Raw genomic sequence first — 15571 nt, 5'->3', positions numbered from 1 at the left:
CTCCTCCGGAGGAACCATGGGACCGGCGTAACGGGATCAAGTTCTTCGGTCCTCTTGGTGAGCATGCTAAGCCGCAGGCCCGGATGACGGCTCCGCCAAACAGGACGCCGTACGTACACCACGCTCTCAAATCGGGAGAGTTATCCCGAGTTCCTGCATGGCACTGGAGGGCGGCCCGCCTTCGGAGCGTTCCGTCTTGTAGCCCTTGACCCGTGCCGACAAGGTGCGCGGGTCCACGGCCTCGGCGGGCGCTCCCTTGGCGTAGAGACCTTCCGGTTCGCTGTCGCGGTCGTGCGGGAGCAGCCAGAACACCCGGCGGCGGAACGTCCCCGAGGAGCGTGACGGCTTTGCCTCCATGCTCAGGCAGGCGTACCCCACCATTCGTCCGTCACGATGGTAGGCCGGCTTCCCCCGCCGGGTGGGCAGCCGGTCGAGACTCTGCCGAACGTAGTCCAGCTGCGCGATGTCCTCCAGCCAGACGAGAGCCGTCTCGTGGCTGATCTCGTCTTCGGTGATCAAGGAGCTCATGCGACGGCTTCCCTCTCCTCGTCGGTGAGCAGACCGATACCCGGGTAGTACTTCCGCTGGTTGGACAGGATCATCTCCTTCGGTGACGCCAATCCGACGAGCTCCCGGGCCCGGGTGGCGAAGGCACGAGAAGACATGGGCGGCACTCCCTCATTGTGACACCAGTCCTTGTACGCCTTGTAGAGACCCGTCTGCTCGGCCCGCAGGTCGGGAGCCAGGACACAGCACTCCTCGAAGAAGCGGCCCGTGTGGTCCTCCGTCTCCGCGTAGGCGTTCGTGGCAATCCTTACCCGCTCCGGGCCCGTCAGATCCCTGGAGCCCTTCAGATAGCCACGCGCGCCGTCGATCAACCAGCCGAGGATGCCGGGGCCCTCCTCCGTGACCAGGATGTCGGCCAGGTTGTCGATCTTCCGGTCGTCGGAGACGACCCGCTCGAAGGGGATGAGCCGCATACGCCGCCAGAAGGCGAAGCCACCCGTCCCGACCTCCGGACGGTGGTTACCGAGCAGCCAGAGCTTGTGGGTGGGCTGGAAACTGAAGAAGTCCTGGCGCATACGCCGGGCCTTGATGCGGTCACCACCCGTCAGGAGCTTCACCCGCGCCTCGTCGAACTTGTCCCCGGGTTTCACTTCCGAACAGACGATGACGCGGCGTCCGTGGAGTTCGGCCAGATCGGTCGGGTGTCCCTCGTAGGGCCTCGCCATCAGAAATCCGGGCGGCGCTGCGTCCGCATAATCCCCGAGAAGCCTCATCAACACGTCCAGGAGGACGGACTTACCGTTTTTTCCTGATCCGAAGAGAAACGGGAGCACCTGGCCGCCGACGTCGCCGGTGACCGAATAACCGAGCAACAACTGCAAGAACTGGATCATCTCCGTCCCTTCGGCGTCGTCGCCGAAGGTGTCGGTCAGGAACCGGTTCCACCTCGGGGTGGCCACGTGCTGCGGGCCGACCGTGGTGGAGCGGGAGTGGAAGTCCTTGTTCGGATCGGGAGCCTTGATCAGTCCCGTCTTCAGGTCCACGATCCCGTCCGGGGTGCACAGCGCGTAGGGATCGGCATCCAGCCGCGCCGCGTTCAGGACCATGCCAGGGGCCGACTTGGCCTGCGCCAGCATCGCGTTGATGCCCGCCGTGGACAGCGAACGCTTGCGGTGCTGCACCAGGGAGGCCGCCGTGAAGGCACCCCGCGGGTCCTGGAGCGCGATGTTCTCGGCCAGGTCCCCGGCGGCCCACAGGACCGTGTCGTCCTCGTCGATCTGCCAGCGGGTCGTGTCCCACCTGTACCAGCCGATGCCCGGGACATGCCGGTAGTCGTTGGCATACAGCTTCACGAACAGTTTGGCGTTGCCGCGGTCCGACAAGGTGTCAGGAAGCAGACCCGCAGCGGTGACACTCGGGTCGCTGACACGACCGGAGTCGTTCTGTGCCGGCAGGGGCACGGCGACCTGACTGCGGATCTGGGCCGCTACCGCGGCGGGATCGAAGTCGAAGAGTTTCGGGTTGCTCAACGATGTCACAGGTGTCCCCCGCTGTTGTACAGGGGCCGTTTGGAGCCGGCCGTGAGGCCGCTGCTGATGATCTGTTCAGCCCGACGGCTTTGTCCAGGCCGGACTGCCTCGGCGGTCTCGGTGAGGATGTGTTCGGCCTCCGCCTTCGTCATACGTCCGGCCGCCACCAGGCCTCCGAGGGTGTACGCGGCGCGGTTGAGGGCCTCCGAGAAGCCCGCGCCCTCCGCCAGCCGCCCACACGCCCACACGGGCGCCAGAACGGCTTTCAGAGCCCTTTCGGCACCGGTCGCTGCCCCACCCGCCGCCAGGACCGCCTGCTGGGCCCTCGGCGGTACCGGACGCGGCGCCGGGATGTTGGGTGCGGGCAGGTGCCCGGTCCGCTCGAGCTCCTGCGCCAGCCACTTGGGCAGTTCCGCCGGTTCCCGGACGCTGCCGATGGCAGTGTACGTGCCCTTGTCGGTCACAGTGCCCGGCGCCACGATGTAGCCGCCGTGCGCACGCACGTCCACCTGCCAGGCGAGGGCGCGTCCCTTGCTTGACCCGGACGAGCACTGCCAGCGGCGGTAGTCCACGGCCCGGTACCAGACATGCATCCCGCCCGACGGGGTGCGCACCCGCAGGGTCGTGTCGTCGTCGGCGGGGCTCTCCTGGTCCCGGAGCGCCGCGAGCACCGCGAGGGTATGGAAGCCGTTCGACAGCCCGCTGAGGTCGATCTGCTCACCGATGGTGATACCCGGGAGAATGCGATTGCGGTCCGGCGGCTGGACAGCGTGGGCATCGATGTCAATGACCACCAGGTTGGCGGGCCCGCAGGCGACTCCGACACCGAAGTCCGGGTTCGTACCCCACCACTGGTCGATACGGCGCTGGTCGAGGGTCGCTGCGTGGAAGCCATGGCACCAGCGACCGAGAGGCAGACAAACGCATTCGGCAGCCGTGTGCGGAGTGGCGCGGCAGGCCGCGCAGTTGGCGGCCGGTGTCTTGCGGCCAGGAGCCAGCGGATGTACGGGCCAGCCCCGGCGGGCACACCAGCGGGCCGTCGCGAGGGAGGAGGAAGCGACTGAACGTTCCCGGCGCACCTGGCTTGGGCCGCTGGTTGAAAAGCCCAGTTCAGCGGACATACAGACCCCCTACCAGCGACCGAAGCTACCCAGTGACGCACACAGACTAGCGAACGTAAGCGCAGGGAGCATGGAATGCCCACCCGTGGGACGCGGACGCGTGGGAACGCTCGCGTGCTCGCCGAGGCGCCAAGCGACTGAGGCAGTGGGGCCAGCGACTGAGAAGTTTCAGTCGCTGCTGTTGAGTCGCTCAAAAAACCGCAGGTCAGATGGGGTAGGCAGATCCAATTAGCGACTGTAGCGACTGAAGCCTTCTATCTATGACGCCCACGCGCACACGCATAATCCCCTCATATATAGGGACCTTCGGTCGCTTCGGTCGCTGCACTGCCCAGCACACCCCCTCTGACCTGGGCTTTTCTGCCCTACTGAGCCAGCTACTGAACGCTTTTCCCGGTCGCTGTTCTTCAGTCGCTGCGAGGTGACGGGCTCACGACCCGAGGTGGGCAGCGACTGAAGGGCAGCGACTGAACCCCCACACCGGTCGGCCAAGGTGTATGCACTGCACAGATGTTGGATCTGGGTCGCTTCGGTCGCTTAGTCGCTGCGTCCCCGTTGATGTCGCACCAGCTCCCACCGGATGCGTAACCTCCAGGCGCGCTCGGGAGTTGATACCGGCGAGGGGATGCTGTCTGAAGACGGACAGATGAATCGGTGGTAGGGGGACGAGGTTCATGCGCAGCAACGGTTGGGGTACCGGGGCGCCCCTCTGGCTGGTCAACGCAACCAAGACGGAAGCCTATAAGTGTAACACGCCGGACACTTCTCAAGTGCGGAGGTATCCGTCGGCGGCCCCCGGGCTGTGGGCTGTGGGCGTTCCTTCGCCGGGCGCTGCTACTTTGGCGGCACTACTCTCCCACCCCGACCTCGCCCCCTGCGGCAGGCCGCCGTCAGCACGATGAGGCAACCGTCGAAGACGTCGGGCTGGACTGGATTTGATGTAAGCCGCGCCGGACCGCAGTGACCAGGTCGTCGGTCCCGCCCAGCACGACCGGACCGCCGAGCTGTCCGGTGCGCGGTCTGGATCAGGTCGCCGTAGTCCTTCCAGGAGAAGCTTTGCGATGGTCGGGGGTAGGCATCCGGGCGGGGGCCGGTAGATCAGCCGGGAGGCTGGGTCAGCCTTGTGACAGACGACGACGGCGACCGATAAGCGGCGGCGGGAGCGGCCTCGGGTACGAGTCATGGGGGCGGTCACAGCGGACCAAGTGCGGGTGGTCAGCTGATTGATGGAGAAGCCGGTCTCGTCCTCGAAGACGAGCCAGGCACCGAGCACCGCCACGGTCCTTCCCGCTCGGGCCAGGTCGCCTTTACCGTCTTCTCCCCCACCGGCCATTCTGCCTCGTTGTGCTTGAGCGCCTGGTGCGCGGGGACCTGGCAGCACAGCTCCAGTTGTACTGCTTGAGCGGGGTGGCCACACCTTGCCCGGGGTAGCTCTTGTGGAATCGGTGTCTGATGAGGGCCTTGGGACGCGACAGAGCCCAGGTCTGGTCTGGCCAGTCGTGCATCGTTGGCTCTTTGTGCAACTCCTGCGCCAGCATGGCGAACAGACCATCGCTCACCAGCGGCAGCCGCGCCGGGCTTGTCGTGGCCATGAGTCTCAGCGCTCAGTGACCAGTCTTTGTGCACTAGTGCTGCACTGACCGGACGCTGCTCCGCAGGCCGTGGGCGATGATCGCGCTCTCCTCGTCGTACCGGAGTCGCTCGATAGCCTCCCTCCACAACTTTCCGGGAAGGCCGGAGCTCCCCCGGTCCGGCCACTGGCCTGGGCGTAGGCGGGTCATTTCCTCTTCATTGCTGATGAAGGCCGGGACGCAGTGTGCCAGCAGGTGATCGATGACCATCGCTACTGCAGCTTGGGCGCCGCCCGTCTCGACGATGCGAGGACTGGTTCGGGGACGTCCGAGGAGTGGCGGATCTGTGTGCACGTGCTGAAGTGCGGCTCCCACATCCCAGCCAGGAGGTAGAGCGGACGAAGCAGTGGTTCGGCGTGCGTCAGCAACACCAGCTCGGCAAACGGAGGTGGGCTTCTCCCCGCCGCCTCGACGGCCGCGACGCTGCTGCCTATTACGGCGTAATAGCTGTCGGCGCAACAGTGCACCGGGCCGATCGGGCCCTCGGGTGTGCGTGACGGGTGCCCGGGTTGTTGGTAGCAGCGCAATCGTGGACCGGAGGCAACGGACGAAAAGTGGACCGTCTGTTAGTTGATGTCCATCATTCTCGGATGTAGCCGACCTCGTCGACGACGATCAATGGGATCCGGCCGAGCCGTACCGGCTCGTCGTCCAGGCGGCTGGTCTCGTGAGCCTCCGCGAGGCGGACCAGGCCTGGGTGCCAGGCCGGTGGCCAGGTGGGTCTTTCCGCTCCGGGCGGGTCGAGGAAGATGATGTTCTCCTTGTCGGCGACGAAGTCGAGGCTCCCCAGAGAGGTGCTCGTCTCCCGTTTCACCGAACGCTGATGGTCGAGGTCAAAGTCGAGGTCCAGGTCCTCCAGCGACTTGCGGGAAGAGAAGCGGGCCGCGTGGATGCGGCTCTCGGCTCCTGCGCGTCGCGGGCAGTGCCCCCCGCCGAAGGCAGGCGGCCAGACGATACTCATCGAAGCTTGCTCGGCTTTCGCCCGCTCGGCCGGCCTCGACGTTGACTCCCGCAGCGCGGGAGCTTTCAGTCCCCCGGGTCAGGTAGCGAGTTCGGAGGTGACGTCACGGCCCGACGACGCGGCCGTGGTGGTGGTCATGCGATCTCCTCCTTGCCCGGCAGCCCTCGATGACGCCGAAGGTCCGGTCGTAGGTTCGCCGCCGAGGTTCGCCACCGAGTGGGCCGGGTCGGTGATGGTCAGGTGGCGGGCCCAGCAGCGGAGGTGCCGGGCGACCTCGGTGCCCTCGCGGAACACAAGGACCTCGTCCAGTCCGGCCTTGACCTTGATCCGGCGGCCGACGGAAAAGGGGTGGACCGAGTAGCCGCAGGTGTCGCGGTTCGCCGGCCGCAGCCAGTCCTTCAGCTGGATGTTGAAAACGGATGTCGAGGCGAACACACGGCCCGGCAGGAACGAGGTCTCCCGATAGCTGTTTGCCCGCTTGCTCAGCTCTTTCGCTCCCGGGTACCCGGCCGGTACTGAACGATCTGGATCCCCAGCAGTCCCGTGAGCGCGGCGAAGTCCCGGGGCCTGCTGCACCGGCAGGAACTGATCGCCCCCTCGTTGTCCCAGACCAGAGCCTTCGGAACCGTCCCCAGCCGGTTACTGACCTCTAGAGGGTGATGTGGTCGCGATGGTGTGGGAAGGCCGGTGTCGGCGAAGCAGCCGTCGAGTACGTCGTGTCGGTACTGGAGGTGGCGTGGGCCGCGCCGGGCGGCGGTGATCAGATCGTCGGGATCGGCGATGTTGCGGCGCATACCGGGCGTCCGTCGGACCGGGCATCGGGGCAGGGCCGGTAGATCAGCATCGAGGGTTCGTCGGCCTTGTAGCAGACCAGGGCGGCGACCGATGAGCGGCGGCGGGAGCGGCCTCTGACGCGGATGACGGGGGCGTAGTCGCGGCGGGACCAGGTGCGGGTGGTCGGCGGCGTCATCGAGAAGCCGGCCTCGTCCTCGAAGACGAGACAGGCGTCGAGCGCCGCCACGGTCCTTCCACCTGTGGCCAGGTCTCCTTCACCCAGCCAGCCACCATGTTCTCGTCCTGCTTGATCGCGCGGCGAGCGAGAACCTGGCAGCTTCATCCGTGCCGCTTGAGCAGGGCTGTCACTCCTTGCACGGTGTAACTCTTGTGGAACCGGCGCCCGATCAGCGTCTTGATCCGTGACAGGGTCCAGGTCTGGTCCCGGCCAGCCGTGCGCCACCGGATCCCTGAACAGCTCACGCTCCAGCACGGCGAACAGGTCGTCGTTCAGCAGCGGCAGCGAGGCCGGGCTCTTCGAGGCCAGGGCTCTCGGCCCGCTCTATCACCAGGCTTTGCGCCAGCGCTGCACGGACCGGACGCTGCCCGAGGTCGTGCGCGATGACCGTGTTCTCGTCGCCGTGCCGGAAGCACTCGGCCGCCTCCAACCGCAACTTCTCATGGGAGAACCGGCGCTCGCCGGTCAGACCACCGTCCTGGGCATACCTCATGTACTCGGGACACCGCAGAGATCATGAACCGTCAGCCCTCCGATCTGCTCGCCCACCACCACGGTCGTCGTCATGTCTTGCCAGACATCGAGCAGTTCCCTAACCCTCGGCTCGACCTCATCCACGATCGATCCTTTCGTCGCCCCGTCATACTTCGGCGGCCGGTCACTGCACACTGCCCGCCGTACCGTCGTCCGTGAGGTCCCGAGCGATCGCCCTGATCGGCATGCCCTCGGACCGATGCAGCTGCCGGATCTCCGCCCAGTCCTCCACGCTGATCACCCGTCCACGAGCCAGACGCTTTCCGGGCGGGCCACCTTCCATCCGCTGGAAGCGGTACATTTGGGGGCGTTGCCGACAGCACGATAAATGTGATCACTGCACCCCGCCACCGGAACACTGCTGCCTATTACGGCGTAATAGCTGTCGGCGCAGCAGTGCGCCGCGCCGATCGGGATCTCGGGTGTGAGTGACGGGTGCCCGGTTATTACGGCGTAATAGCGGAGTGGCGGAGCCCAGGCGCGGGATACTTCTAGTGCGGGCCGCCTCTTCGACGCAGTGCACTCCCCTATGCACCAGTGTCCCGCGCCGCGCTGTTGGACAGGATGATGAGGTCGCTATTACGACGTAATAGCGAGCAGCGGGCGTTCGTCTCGGGTTGGTCGTCCGGGGTGGTGACGGGCGGCCAACCCGATGGTGTGGCTGCGGGCGATGTTGCGGCTGGTCGGGGTGGTGACCTCGTGCTTGTCGGGTGGCGTCACGGCGGACGACTTCATAGCCGCCTTTGTCTACGACGGCGACCGAGGCCGACTCCGAGATCGTGCACCCGATCCCGCGCTTTGGTGCATCTTGGTGGGGAAGCCTCCCTGGACTGGCCCAGGCCGTGCTCCCGCTCGGCGGTTCCTCCTGTGTCTGGCCGGCACGCCGGGCGTCTGCGGCGTATAGACCGTCTGCCACGGCCCGTGGTCCGTCGGCAGGTTCCGCCACAGCAATGGTTCCAGCACCGACCACTGCTCGTCAGAAAGATCCCCTCGCCCCGCACCAAGATGGTGGGGTGGGAGGTGTTGGCGGACGCCCTGACTATTACGCCGTAATAGCACGCTCGGTCCGCGGCTCCCACGGGGGAGGCTCTGGCATCCCACTCTCGGTCTGGCGCTTCCCCCTCGCTCAACTCCTGGTTTCCTTGCCGTTGCCCCATCCCCTGGTCTGTGCAGCCGTTACAGTAGACGTAAATAGACGAGAAGAAACCGGGAGTGGCGTGCGCGATGGAAATCGTCCTGACCGTCAAGGAGCCCAGCGAGGAGTTCCAGCGAGACCTGTTGCAACTGCTGGCGAGGCATGCGGGGCAGGTGCGAGTGGACACCGAATGGGATGTGGAGCGTGCCGCACGCTTCTATGAGGCGTTGCCCGGAAGGGCTCGTCGAATCGTTCAGGGTGCCGTGGCAGGCGGAGGCTTCGTATCCGCCGAGGCGCTGCGTCATAGTCCCGGTGCCAGTCTCCGAGGTCACGCCGGAGCGTTGAAGCAGACGTTGGAGCGAGGAGTCCGCTTGGGATGGTGGCCTGGTGGGATGTCAGCGCCAGTTGTCCCTGTGGGGCCTGGCTTCGGGAAGGTGCAGGGCTATCGCATGCCGACTCAACTGGTGGAGGTGTTCAATGCTGCGCTTTCCCACGATGACGGGGACACCTCGACCGAGGAGAGAGGGTCCGGAGTTTCACTGGACTAGGCCGGTGGTGGTTCCTTCCGCTGTGACGCGGCGGTGTGTGAGGCCCTGCGTCCATCGCGCTTCCACATCGGCGAACTTCCATACGACGAGGGCGATGGCCCAGGTGGCGAAGAACAGGCCGGCGACGATGAAGCCGACCGTGTTGAGGTCAAGGCTGGAGATCCAGTCCCAGAAGGCGCCGTGCAGGTTCATCTTGTCGGTGAGCAGGCCGAGGAGTTCGACGGAGCCGATGACGAGGGCGACGGCGACGGACAAGCCGGTGATGGTGAGGTTGTAGTAGACCTTGCGGACGGGCTTGGAGAACGCCCATTCGTAGGCGAAGTTCATGAACGAGCCGTCGATGGTGTCCAGCAGCGACATACCGGCGGCGAAGAGGACCGGCAGGCAGAGGATGGCGTACCAGGGCAGCCCGGAGGCCGCGCCGGAGCCGGCGAGGACGAGCAAGGCGATCTCGGTGGCGGTGTCGAAGCCTAGGCCGAAGAGCAGACCCAGCGGGTACATCTGCCAGGGCTTGGTGATGGACTTCATCAGCCGGCCGAGGAGACGATTGAGGAGCCCCCGCCTGTTGAGCTGCTCCTCCAGCTCGCTCTCGTCGTACCGGCCGGTGCGCATGCCACGGAAGACTTTCCAGATGCCCATCATGGCCAGCAGGTTGATGATCGCGATGACGTAGAGAAAGGCACCGGAGACCAGGGTGCCGAGCCAGCCGGCGAACGTGTGCAGTGTGGAGTTGTCGTTCTGGAGGGGGCCGGCGAGTCCCTTGACGCCGGTGGCCAGGAGGAGGGACAGGACGAAGACGACGCTTGAGTGCCCCAGGGAGAACCAGAAGCCGACTGACAGGGGGCGTCTGTCGGAGTCCATCAGCTTCCGCGTGGTGTTGTCGATGGCCGCGATGTGGTCGGCGTCGAAGGCGTGCCGCATTCCCAGGACGTACGCGGTGACACCGATGCCCGCACCGAATCCCTTCTGTCCCACGGTGAAGTGGTGGGGTGTCACGACGGTGAGGAGGATGCCCCACCCGATGACGTGCAGCGCGGTGACCACGGCGAAGACGCCTGCCAGCCGCGACCACTCCGTTCTGGTCAACGCGCCCCGAACCGTGGACATGCGACTGGGGGAGGGGAGGGGGCCGAGCGTCGGAACGGGAGCGGACATTGTCGTACCTCTTCGGGGTGCGTGCCTATGCGTGCTGCCGGGTGCCGAGGAGCGGTCATGGAAAAGCCGTGCGGACCTGCGAACAGCCCCGCACGGCTTGTTGTCGTCAGCCCTCACGCCGCGGGCGGCACATAGGGGAAGGTCTTCGAGGGCTTGGCCGTGATCGATTCCTTGCCGATGCCCAGGCTCAGCGGTGTGTTGCTCGCGAAGGAGAACATGACATCCGGGGCGTTGTCCGTGAGCGTACGGCCGTTCCACTGGGCGAACCCGTAGGACGCCGTGGTGCCGACCACGTAGGGCAGCACGTTGGGGAGGATTCTGTCCACGACGGTGTGAGCGTAGGCCTCGGGGTCGTCGGAGGTGCCGTAGGCGCGGACGACTCCTGCCACCGATTCGGTGAGTGCCTTTCCGTACAGTTCGACGTCGTCGGCCGGCCCGTTCTCATTGAGACGGTCGCCGAGGGACTCGTTGTACTGGGTGAAGAGCGGGTGGATCATCGGCAGGCCGGCCCGGTTGATCGGACGCCAGCCGCCGGCGTCGGTGGCCAGGTACGCGACAGCCCACACATCGATCTTGCGGTCCGCACCGGCGATCGGCAGCAGTGCCTCGTCGGCGATCTCCAGAACGATCGAATAGACGGTGTGGCCCGCGAACAGGTTCGTCGCCTGCTTCGGGTCCCACGCGGACAGATCCACCGTGGTGCCGTCCTGGAAGGCGTGACCGACGGCGTGCAGGACGTCGGGCTCGATCCAGAAGGGGTCGCCGGCCTTGCCGACCCAGGCGCGGCTTCCGCCCGGGAGCTTCAGGGTCTCGCCGGTGCGGCCGTGTCCGATGACCGTGCCCTCGGCGAAGCCGTCATGGGCGTCCGGCCCGGCCAGGCGGCGAACCTCGTAGGTCTGCACGCCGTTCGCGTCGGCGTCAGCGAAGGTGAAGCGATAGGTGACGTCCTCGACGGCGTCCTTGTTGGTGTCGATCTTGAACTCGTACTTGCCCTCCGGGTGCAGGCCCCGAGGGATGTCCTCGCCGGCGAGGGAGTGGCTGTGATCCGTGATGAACACGGTGCCCTGCTCACCTCGGAACACATACAGATCCGTGATGTCCAGGCGGGGGTCCTGGCGGGCGATGGGGGAGTCGAGATGGTGGGACATGGTGTTCTCGCTTTCCTGTCTGAACGGTGTTCTACAGTCTGCTGAGGTGCTGTTCCGCGATCTGTCGAGACGGCTCCAAAGTCGGTCGAGTGCTGCCCATACGACTCCCATGGGGATAACCCGACAGCTTGTGCACCGACCCGCCCCGAGCTGGTCAGGAGGCGACCTCGGCAGGCTGGTCGACTTCCTGCAGATAAAGGCGAGCCAGTTGGACCCGTGAGCGGATGCCCAGCTTCTCGAAGGCGTGACGTACATGCGTGTTCACGGTGTGTGGCGACAGGAACAATCGTTCCGCTGCCTGCCGGTTGGTCGCCCCATGCGCGATCAGGCGCACGACGCCCAGCTCGGACGGGGTCAGTCCGCGCCATCCGGCGTCCGATGCGGCGGCCCCCGCGGCGGGCTTGATGCCCATCTTGCGCAGTCGGCTGCGCGCGCGCCGGATGTCCCGCTCCGCGCCACATGTCTCGTACTGCTCCAGCGCCCGCCCGAAGCAGGCTCGGGCTTCGGCGGCGTTGCCTGCCGACAGGAGTGCCCCGGCGTCCTCCCATGCCTGCGCCCCGAGCAGAGGCCGGGTGCTCCCATATCCCTCGGCCGCGTCCGTGAGCCGAGCCGGGTCCCCGTCCAGGAGACCACGAGCATGTGCCGCTGCGGCTGCGAAAAGAGGGAAGGCGGGGTTGCGTTGTGACCGATACTCGGCGAACTCGACGGCTGTCAAGGCGACTTGGGGAAAGCCAGAGGCCAGCGCCGCCCGGACGAGCAGCACGGCGTCTCCGGGGTCGACGACAGCCGCATGGAGGAAGCCGTGCCGCAAGTGATGCAAGGCGAGGATGAGTTGACGGTCAGTCAGTCTTTCCTCCCGGTAGGCCGACGTGAGCAGGGTGATCCATGCTCCGATGCGGCGCTGTTGTGGGGTGCCACTCTCCAGGAAGGCGTCGGCCTGCGCGGCGCATGCGTCGATGCCCGCGTCGTCGCCGGTGTGAAAGGCCACGTTCGCCCTGATGTACAGGGCTGTCGCCTCTCCGGTGAAGGCCAGGCCGGTGGCCCTGATCACTTCCTCAGCGGCTGCCAGCTCCCGACTCACCGCTGCCAACCGCCCGGCTTCCAGCAGGAGCCGGGCATGGGCGGTGTGCCACAAAGGCAGCAGCGCTTGCCGGCCGTGCTGCTGTGCCTCTTCGAGCCCGTCTTCCGCCAGGTCCCGGGCGTCGTGGTCGTTCCCGGACAGGCTCAGGAGCGAGGCGCGCCAGCTCGTGGTGAGGGCGACCTCGGGCAGCGCGGCTGCCTGAGCCGGATCGAGGTGCGCGATGCCCGCTGCCGCCGCCTCCGCATGCCGGACCGCATCCGCCCAGTTCTGCCGGTGGGCGGCACTCATCGACTGCAGGGTGCGGTGGGTCAGTTCGCCGACCGGGTGCACACCACGCGTGCGCATCAGGGATTCCGCGATGGCGCCGCCGGCTTCTTCGACCTCGCCTGTCAGCAGGCGGTTGAGCATGGTGATGGACAGCAACTGGTCCTTCAGGGAGACCGGAACGTCACGACGGCGATGGACGTGGCGAACGTGAGCCTCCGGCTGCTGAACGACGAACTGGCTTCCCATACGGGCGAGTTCGAGGCAGACCTGGGCGTAGGTCACCGGGTCGGGCGGCGTCTGGACCACCTCGCGGGCCAGATCACGCGCCTCGGCGATCTCGCCGGTCTGCCAGAGCAGAGGAAGGAGTTCTGCCGACAGGCGCTGACGCTCGGGGCATATGTCCTCGATGAGTTGCATGGCATGCGCGAGGTACCGGACAGCGGTGCCCGGCGCGACGAAGGCAAGCTCCTGTGCGGCGTTCCGAAGGATCCGGGCCGCCCAGGCGTCGCCGGGTTCGACGGCGCCGATCAGGTCGGCGGCCACTGAGACCGTCGGCACGCCGGCCTTCAACCGGACCTCCACCGAGCGCCTGCGGACGGACAGGCGGACGGGCCGGGGGATGGTGCCCGCGACCGCCTCGCGCAGCGGGGCGTGCGAGAAGGACAGCCGGTCGTCTCCGGCGTGCAGCAGCCGGGCGGCCAGAGCCTCGCTGAGGGGCGCGAGCAGTGCGGCTTCGGGACGGGCCAGTACCTGGGACAGGTGCTGCACGGTGAAGGAGTCACCCAGCAGCGAGGCGATCAGTACCAGCTCCCGCGCGTCGCCGGTGAGCTGGTCGAGACGGCGAGTGACCAGCCAGGTCAGCACCTCCCGTACTTCGGCCGGGCCCGCGGGTCCGCATGGGTCGGTGGGGGAGACGTCCTGGAGGTATGCACACAACTGCCGTACCGTTCCGGGCAGCCCGTCGAGGTAGCGCAGATACGGTCCGGCAGCGGCGGCCTGTGGCCCCAGCAGGTCCTGCGTCATCTGCCGCACGGCTTCTGGGGCGAGCGGGGGCAGTTCGAGCTGGGTGGCCTGCCGGCTGAACAGGTCGCGGCGCAAGGACTGTACGGCCGGTTGGTCCGGGTGCGCCCGCGAGGTGAGCACCCACAGCAGTGGAAGGCCGGCGAGCTGTGTGCTGAGGGTGCGCAGCGCGAGCACGGTGAGATCGTCGCAGTCGTGTACGTCGTCGAGGAGCAGCACCACCGGCCGGTCACGGGTGAGTTCGCGCAGCCGAGCGGCGACTTCGCGCAACACCCGGTAGGAGGCGTGTTCCTGGCGGGCACGGGTACTCAGGTCTTCGGTGAGGTCGTCACTCTCGACGGTGAGTGCGTCCAGCAGCGGTGCGAGGGGAGTCATCGGCCCGCCTGCCACGGCGGCACCGGTGAGCACTCGGGCTCCGGCCAGAGCCGCCTCGTTCCCGGCACAGGCCAGCAGACGGGACTTTCCGGCTCCGACCGCTCCCTCGATCCACAGGATCCCACCACCGTTGCGGTGGACGTGCCGGCGTACCCATTGGGTGAGCCGTTCCTGTTCCGTTCTGCGCCCGCGCACGGGGAGCGAGGTCACCGTCTCGACGGCGTTGGACGTCGTCCACAGGGTGTCAATCGCCTGGCTCAAGGCAACCTCCAGGGGTCCGTGTTCGCTGCGACCGACGGGGCGCGAAACCGCAAGGCATCAGTGCCGGGGGAGCCGGCAACCGATCGGTCGGCGACGGGGCGCACGACACTCCGTCGCCGACCGGTCGGGCACAAGACCGCAATCCCCACTGCCGGGAGGGCGGCCTTCCCGCGTCATCCCACATAGTCGGCACACGCACGCCGCTCTGGCTGTCGAGACCACCTGAGAGCTGGTCCGGGCGTTCCCCAGGACAGATGTCGGGACAACCCCACAGAATGCCCCCGCTCCGGATTTCCAGGCCCGTCGACTGAGGGGAACAGACGTTTCCCAGGGCATGCGTTTCCGCAGGTCCCGCAGCGTGACTGTGGGGTCTTCCCCAGACCGGCCGCCGGGATGTCCCACGCGTGTTGTCCGGGCCGCACTACAGCCGCGGCCACGAAGACGTCGCGACACTGGAGGCGGCCGTACACCGGAACGTGACCGTCGCTCGGCGGACGGTGGCCGGTCGGTCCGGCGACAAGGACGATGACGCCGGTATGTCGATGAGAGCACTGCCGGACGTGCCGGCCGCACCCGGCCCGGAGAAATGGGAAGTGAACAGATGGCACAGCTGCACACTGCGCGGTTCGAGGATCAGTCTGTTCCTCGCCGGGCGATGGTGAGCGTGGTCCGCGGGATCCGTGTGGGCCGCCCTGCCTCGATGCTGGCCGGAGCCTTGATCTCGGTGAGCGTCGGTACCACTCTCCTGGCGACACCAGGGCTGACCCCGACCACCGTGGGGATCGTCTTCGGTGTGCAGTTCGCCGTGCAGGGTCTGCTCCAGCTGTCCTCCGCGCAGGAGGCGAACGTGCCGCGCCCCGTGCGCTGGCTGCTGACTGCCGGCGGGCTCGTCGTCCTCTTTCTGGCTGTCTCCTTCTTCCGCGGCCATGCCGACTCGGTGTTCCTTCTCGGGCTGTGGACGGGTTTCGGACTGCTCCTACGTGGTTTCACGATGGCCGTCTCGATGACGCCGTCCTCGGTCAGCCATGTCGTTGCGTACGACGATCTGCTGAACGCGGTGATCGTCTCCGGCGGCCTCTTCATGACCGCTTTCCCCTTCTCATCCCTGGGCCAGCTGGCCTACGTAGCCGGTTCTGTCCTGGCTTTCACCGGTCTGGTGGAGGCTGTTGGTGCTTCGCGTCGTCCCAGCAGGATGCTGCGTCCTCTGCACTGAATTAAGCGGCTCACTGCAATCCGTGGTTTTCCAGGGAGCGATTCGCCACTTTGTGTCGGGCAATTCCAGCACG

At 66.8% G+C, this 15571-nt stretch carries 15 protein-coding genes; 1 reads left to right on the top strand and 14 read right to left on the bottom strand.

Translation table 11 applies throughout. The features are described 5' to 3' along the window. Nucleotides 1–126: 126 nt before the first annotated feature. The 14 genes from QSK45_RS10370 to QSK45_RS10320 all read right to left on the bottom strand — a co-directional run bounded on the left by QSK45_RS10370 (nucleotide 127) and on the right by QSK45_RS10320 (nucleotide 14234). Entirely contained in the window at nucleotides 127–528 is a 402-nt protein-coding gene (locus QSK45_RS10370) for a DUF6009 family protein (RefSeq protein ID WP_285555389.1), read from the bottom strand. After that, a complete protein-coding gene (locus QSK45_RS10365; RefSeq protein ID WP_285555388.1) occupies nucleotides 525–2045 on the bottom strand; it encodes a DNA primase family protein in 1521 nt (506 codons plus the stop codon). Before QSK45_RS10365 ends, QSK45_RS10370 begins: the two co-directional genes overlap by 4 nt. Next, complete coding sequence (locus tag QSK45_RS10360) at nucleotides 2042–3157, bottom strand: bifunctional DNA primase/polymerase (RefSeq protein ID WP_285555386.1); 1116 nt, start codon at nucleotides 3155–3157, stop codon at nucleotides 2042–2044. Before QSK45_RS10360 ends, QSK45_RS10365 begins: the two co-directional genes overlap by 4 nt. 1843 nt (nucleotides 3158–5000) lie before the next feature. Further along, nucleotides 5001–5255 carry a DUF6193 family natural product biosynthesis protein gene (locus QSK45_RS38410; protein WP_490993533.1) on the bottom strand — a complete coding sequence of 85 codons (255 nt, stop codon included), beginning with the start codon at nucleotides 5253–5255 and terminating at the stop codon, nucleotides 5001–5003. A 113-nt stretch (nucleotides 5256–5368) separates the two neighbouring features. Beyond that, nucleotides 5369–5749, bottom strand: coding sequence for an ATP-binding protein (locus QSK45_RS10355; RefSeq protein ID WP_285555384.1), 381 nt, complete (start codon nucleotides 5747–5749; stop codon nucleotides 5369–5371). A 78-nt stretch (nucleotides 5750–5827) separates the two neighbouring features. Next, on the bottom strand, nucleotides 5828–6184 hold the full coding sequence (locus QSK45_RS10350) for a Mu transposase domain-containing protein (RefSeq protein WP_285555383.1): 357 nt from the start codon (nucleotides 6182–6184) through the stop codon (nucleotides 5828–5830). Between the two features lie 47 nt (nucleotides 6185–6231). Beyond that, nucleotides 6232–6543, bottom strand: a complete 312-nt coding sequence (locus QSK45_RS38405) for a hypothetical protein (protein WP_490993532.1) — start codon at nucleotides 6541–6543, stop codon at nucleotides 6232–6234. Further along, on the bottom strand, nucleotides 6510–6770 hold the full coding sequence (locus QSK45_RS10345; RefSeq protein WP_490993531.1) for a hypothetical protein: 261 nt from the start codon (nucleotides 6768–6770) through the stop codon (nucleotides 6510–6512). The genes QSK45_RS38405 and QSK45_RS10345 overlap by 34 nt, the downstream gene beginning before the upstream one ends. 92 nt (nucleotides 6771–6862) lie before the next feature. Beyond that, nucleotides 6863–7006 carry a helix-turn-helix domain-containing protein gene (locus QSK45_RS38400; protein WP_490993530.1) on the bottom strand — a complete coding sequence of 48 codons (144 nt, stop codon included), beginning with the start codon at nucleotides 7004–7006 and terminating at the stop codon, nucleotides 6863–6865. Next, nucleotides 7003–7254, bottom strand: coding sequence for a hypothetical protein (locus QSK45_RS38395; RefSeq protein ID WP_490993529.1), 252 nt, complete (start codon nucleotides 7252–7254; stop codon nucleotides 7003–7005). Before QSK45_RS38395 ends, QSK45_RS38400 begins: the two co-directional genes overlap by 4 nt. Beyond that, on the bottom strand, nucleotides 7251–7379 hold the full coding sequence (locus tag QSK45_RS38390) for a hypothetical protein (protein WP_395485511.1): 129 nt from the start codon (nucleotides 7377–7379) through the stop codon (nucleotides 7251–7253). The genes QSK45_RS38395 and QSK45_RS38390 overlap by 4 nt, the downstream gene beginning before the upstream one ends. 1587 nt (nucleotides 7380–8966) lie before the next feature. Then, nucleotides 8967–10064: a Nickel transporter NicT gene (gene nicT, locus QSK45_RS10330; protein WP_490993528.1), complete on the bottom strand. Its 1098-nt coding sequence runs from the start codon at nucleotides 10062–10064 to the stop codon at nucleotides 8967–8969. Nucleotides 10065–10246: 182 nt separating this feature from the next. Beyond that, nucleotides 10247–11281 (bottom strand): DUF4331 family protein, encoded by a 1035-nt coding sequence (locus tag QSK45_RS10325; protein WP_285555379.1) that lies wholly within the window; start codon nucleotides 11279–11281, stop codon nucleotides 10247–10249. Nucleotides 11282–11435: 154 nt separating this feature from the next. Further along, nucleotides 11436–14234: a helix-turn-helix transcriptional regulator gene (locus QSK45_RS10320; protein WP_490993541.1), complete on the bottom strand. Its 2799-nt coding sequence runs from the start codon at nucleotides 14232–14234 to the stop codon at nucleotides 11436–11438. Nucleotides 14235–14886: 652 nt separating this feature from the next. On the opposite strand from QSK45_RS10320, the gene QSK45_RS10315 reads away from it, so the two are divergent. Beyond that, complete coding sequence (locus QSK45_RS10315; protein WP_285555378.1) at nucleotides 14887–15498, top strand: DUF308 domain-containing protein; 612 nt, start codon at nucleotides 14887–14889, stop codon at nucleotides 15496–15498. Nucleotides 15499–15571 lie beyond the last annotated feature (73 nt).

The organism is Streptomyces hygroscopicus subsp. hygroscopicus, assembly GCF_030269125.1.
GTDB classification, from domain to species: Bacteria; Actinomycetota; Actinomycetes; order Streptomycetales; family Streptomycetaceae; genus Streptomyces; species Streptomyces hygroscopicus_C.
The sequence above is the reverse complement of the archived record's forward strand: the minus strand, read 5'-3'. Positions and strand labels throughout refer to the sequence as shown.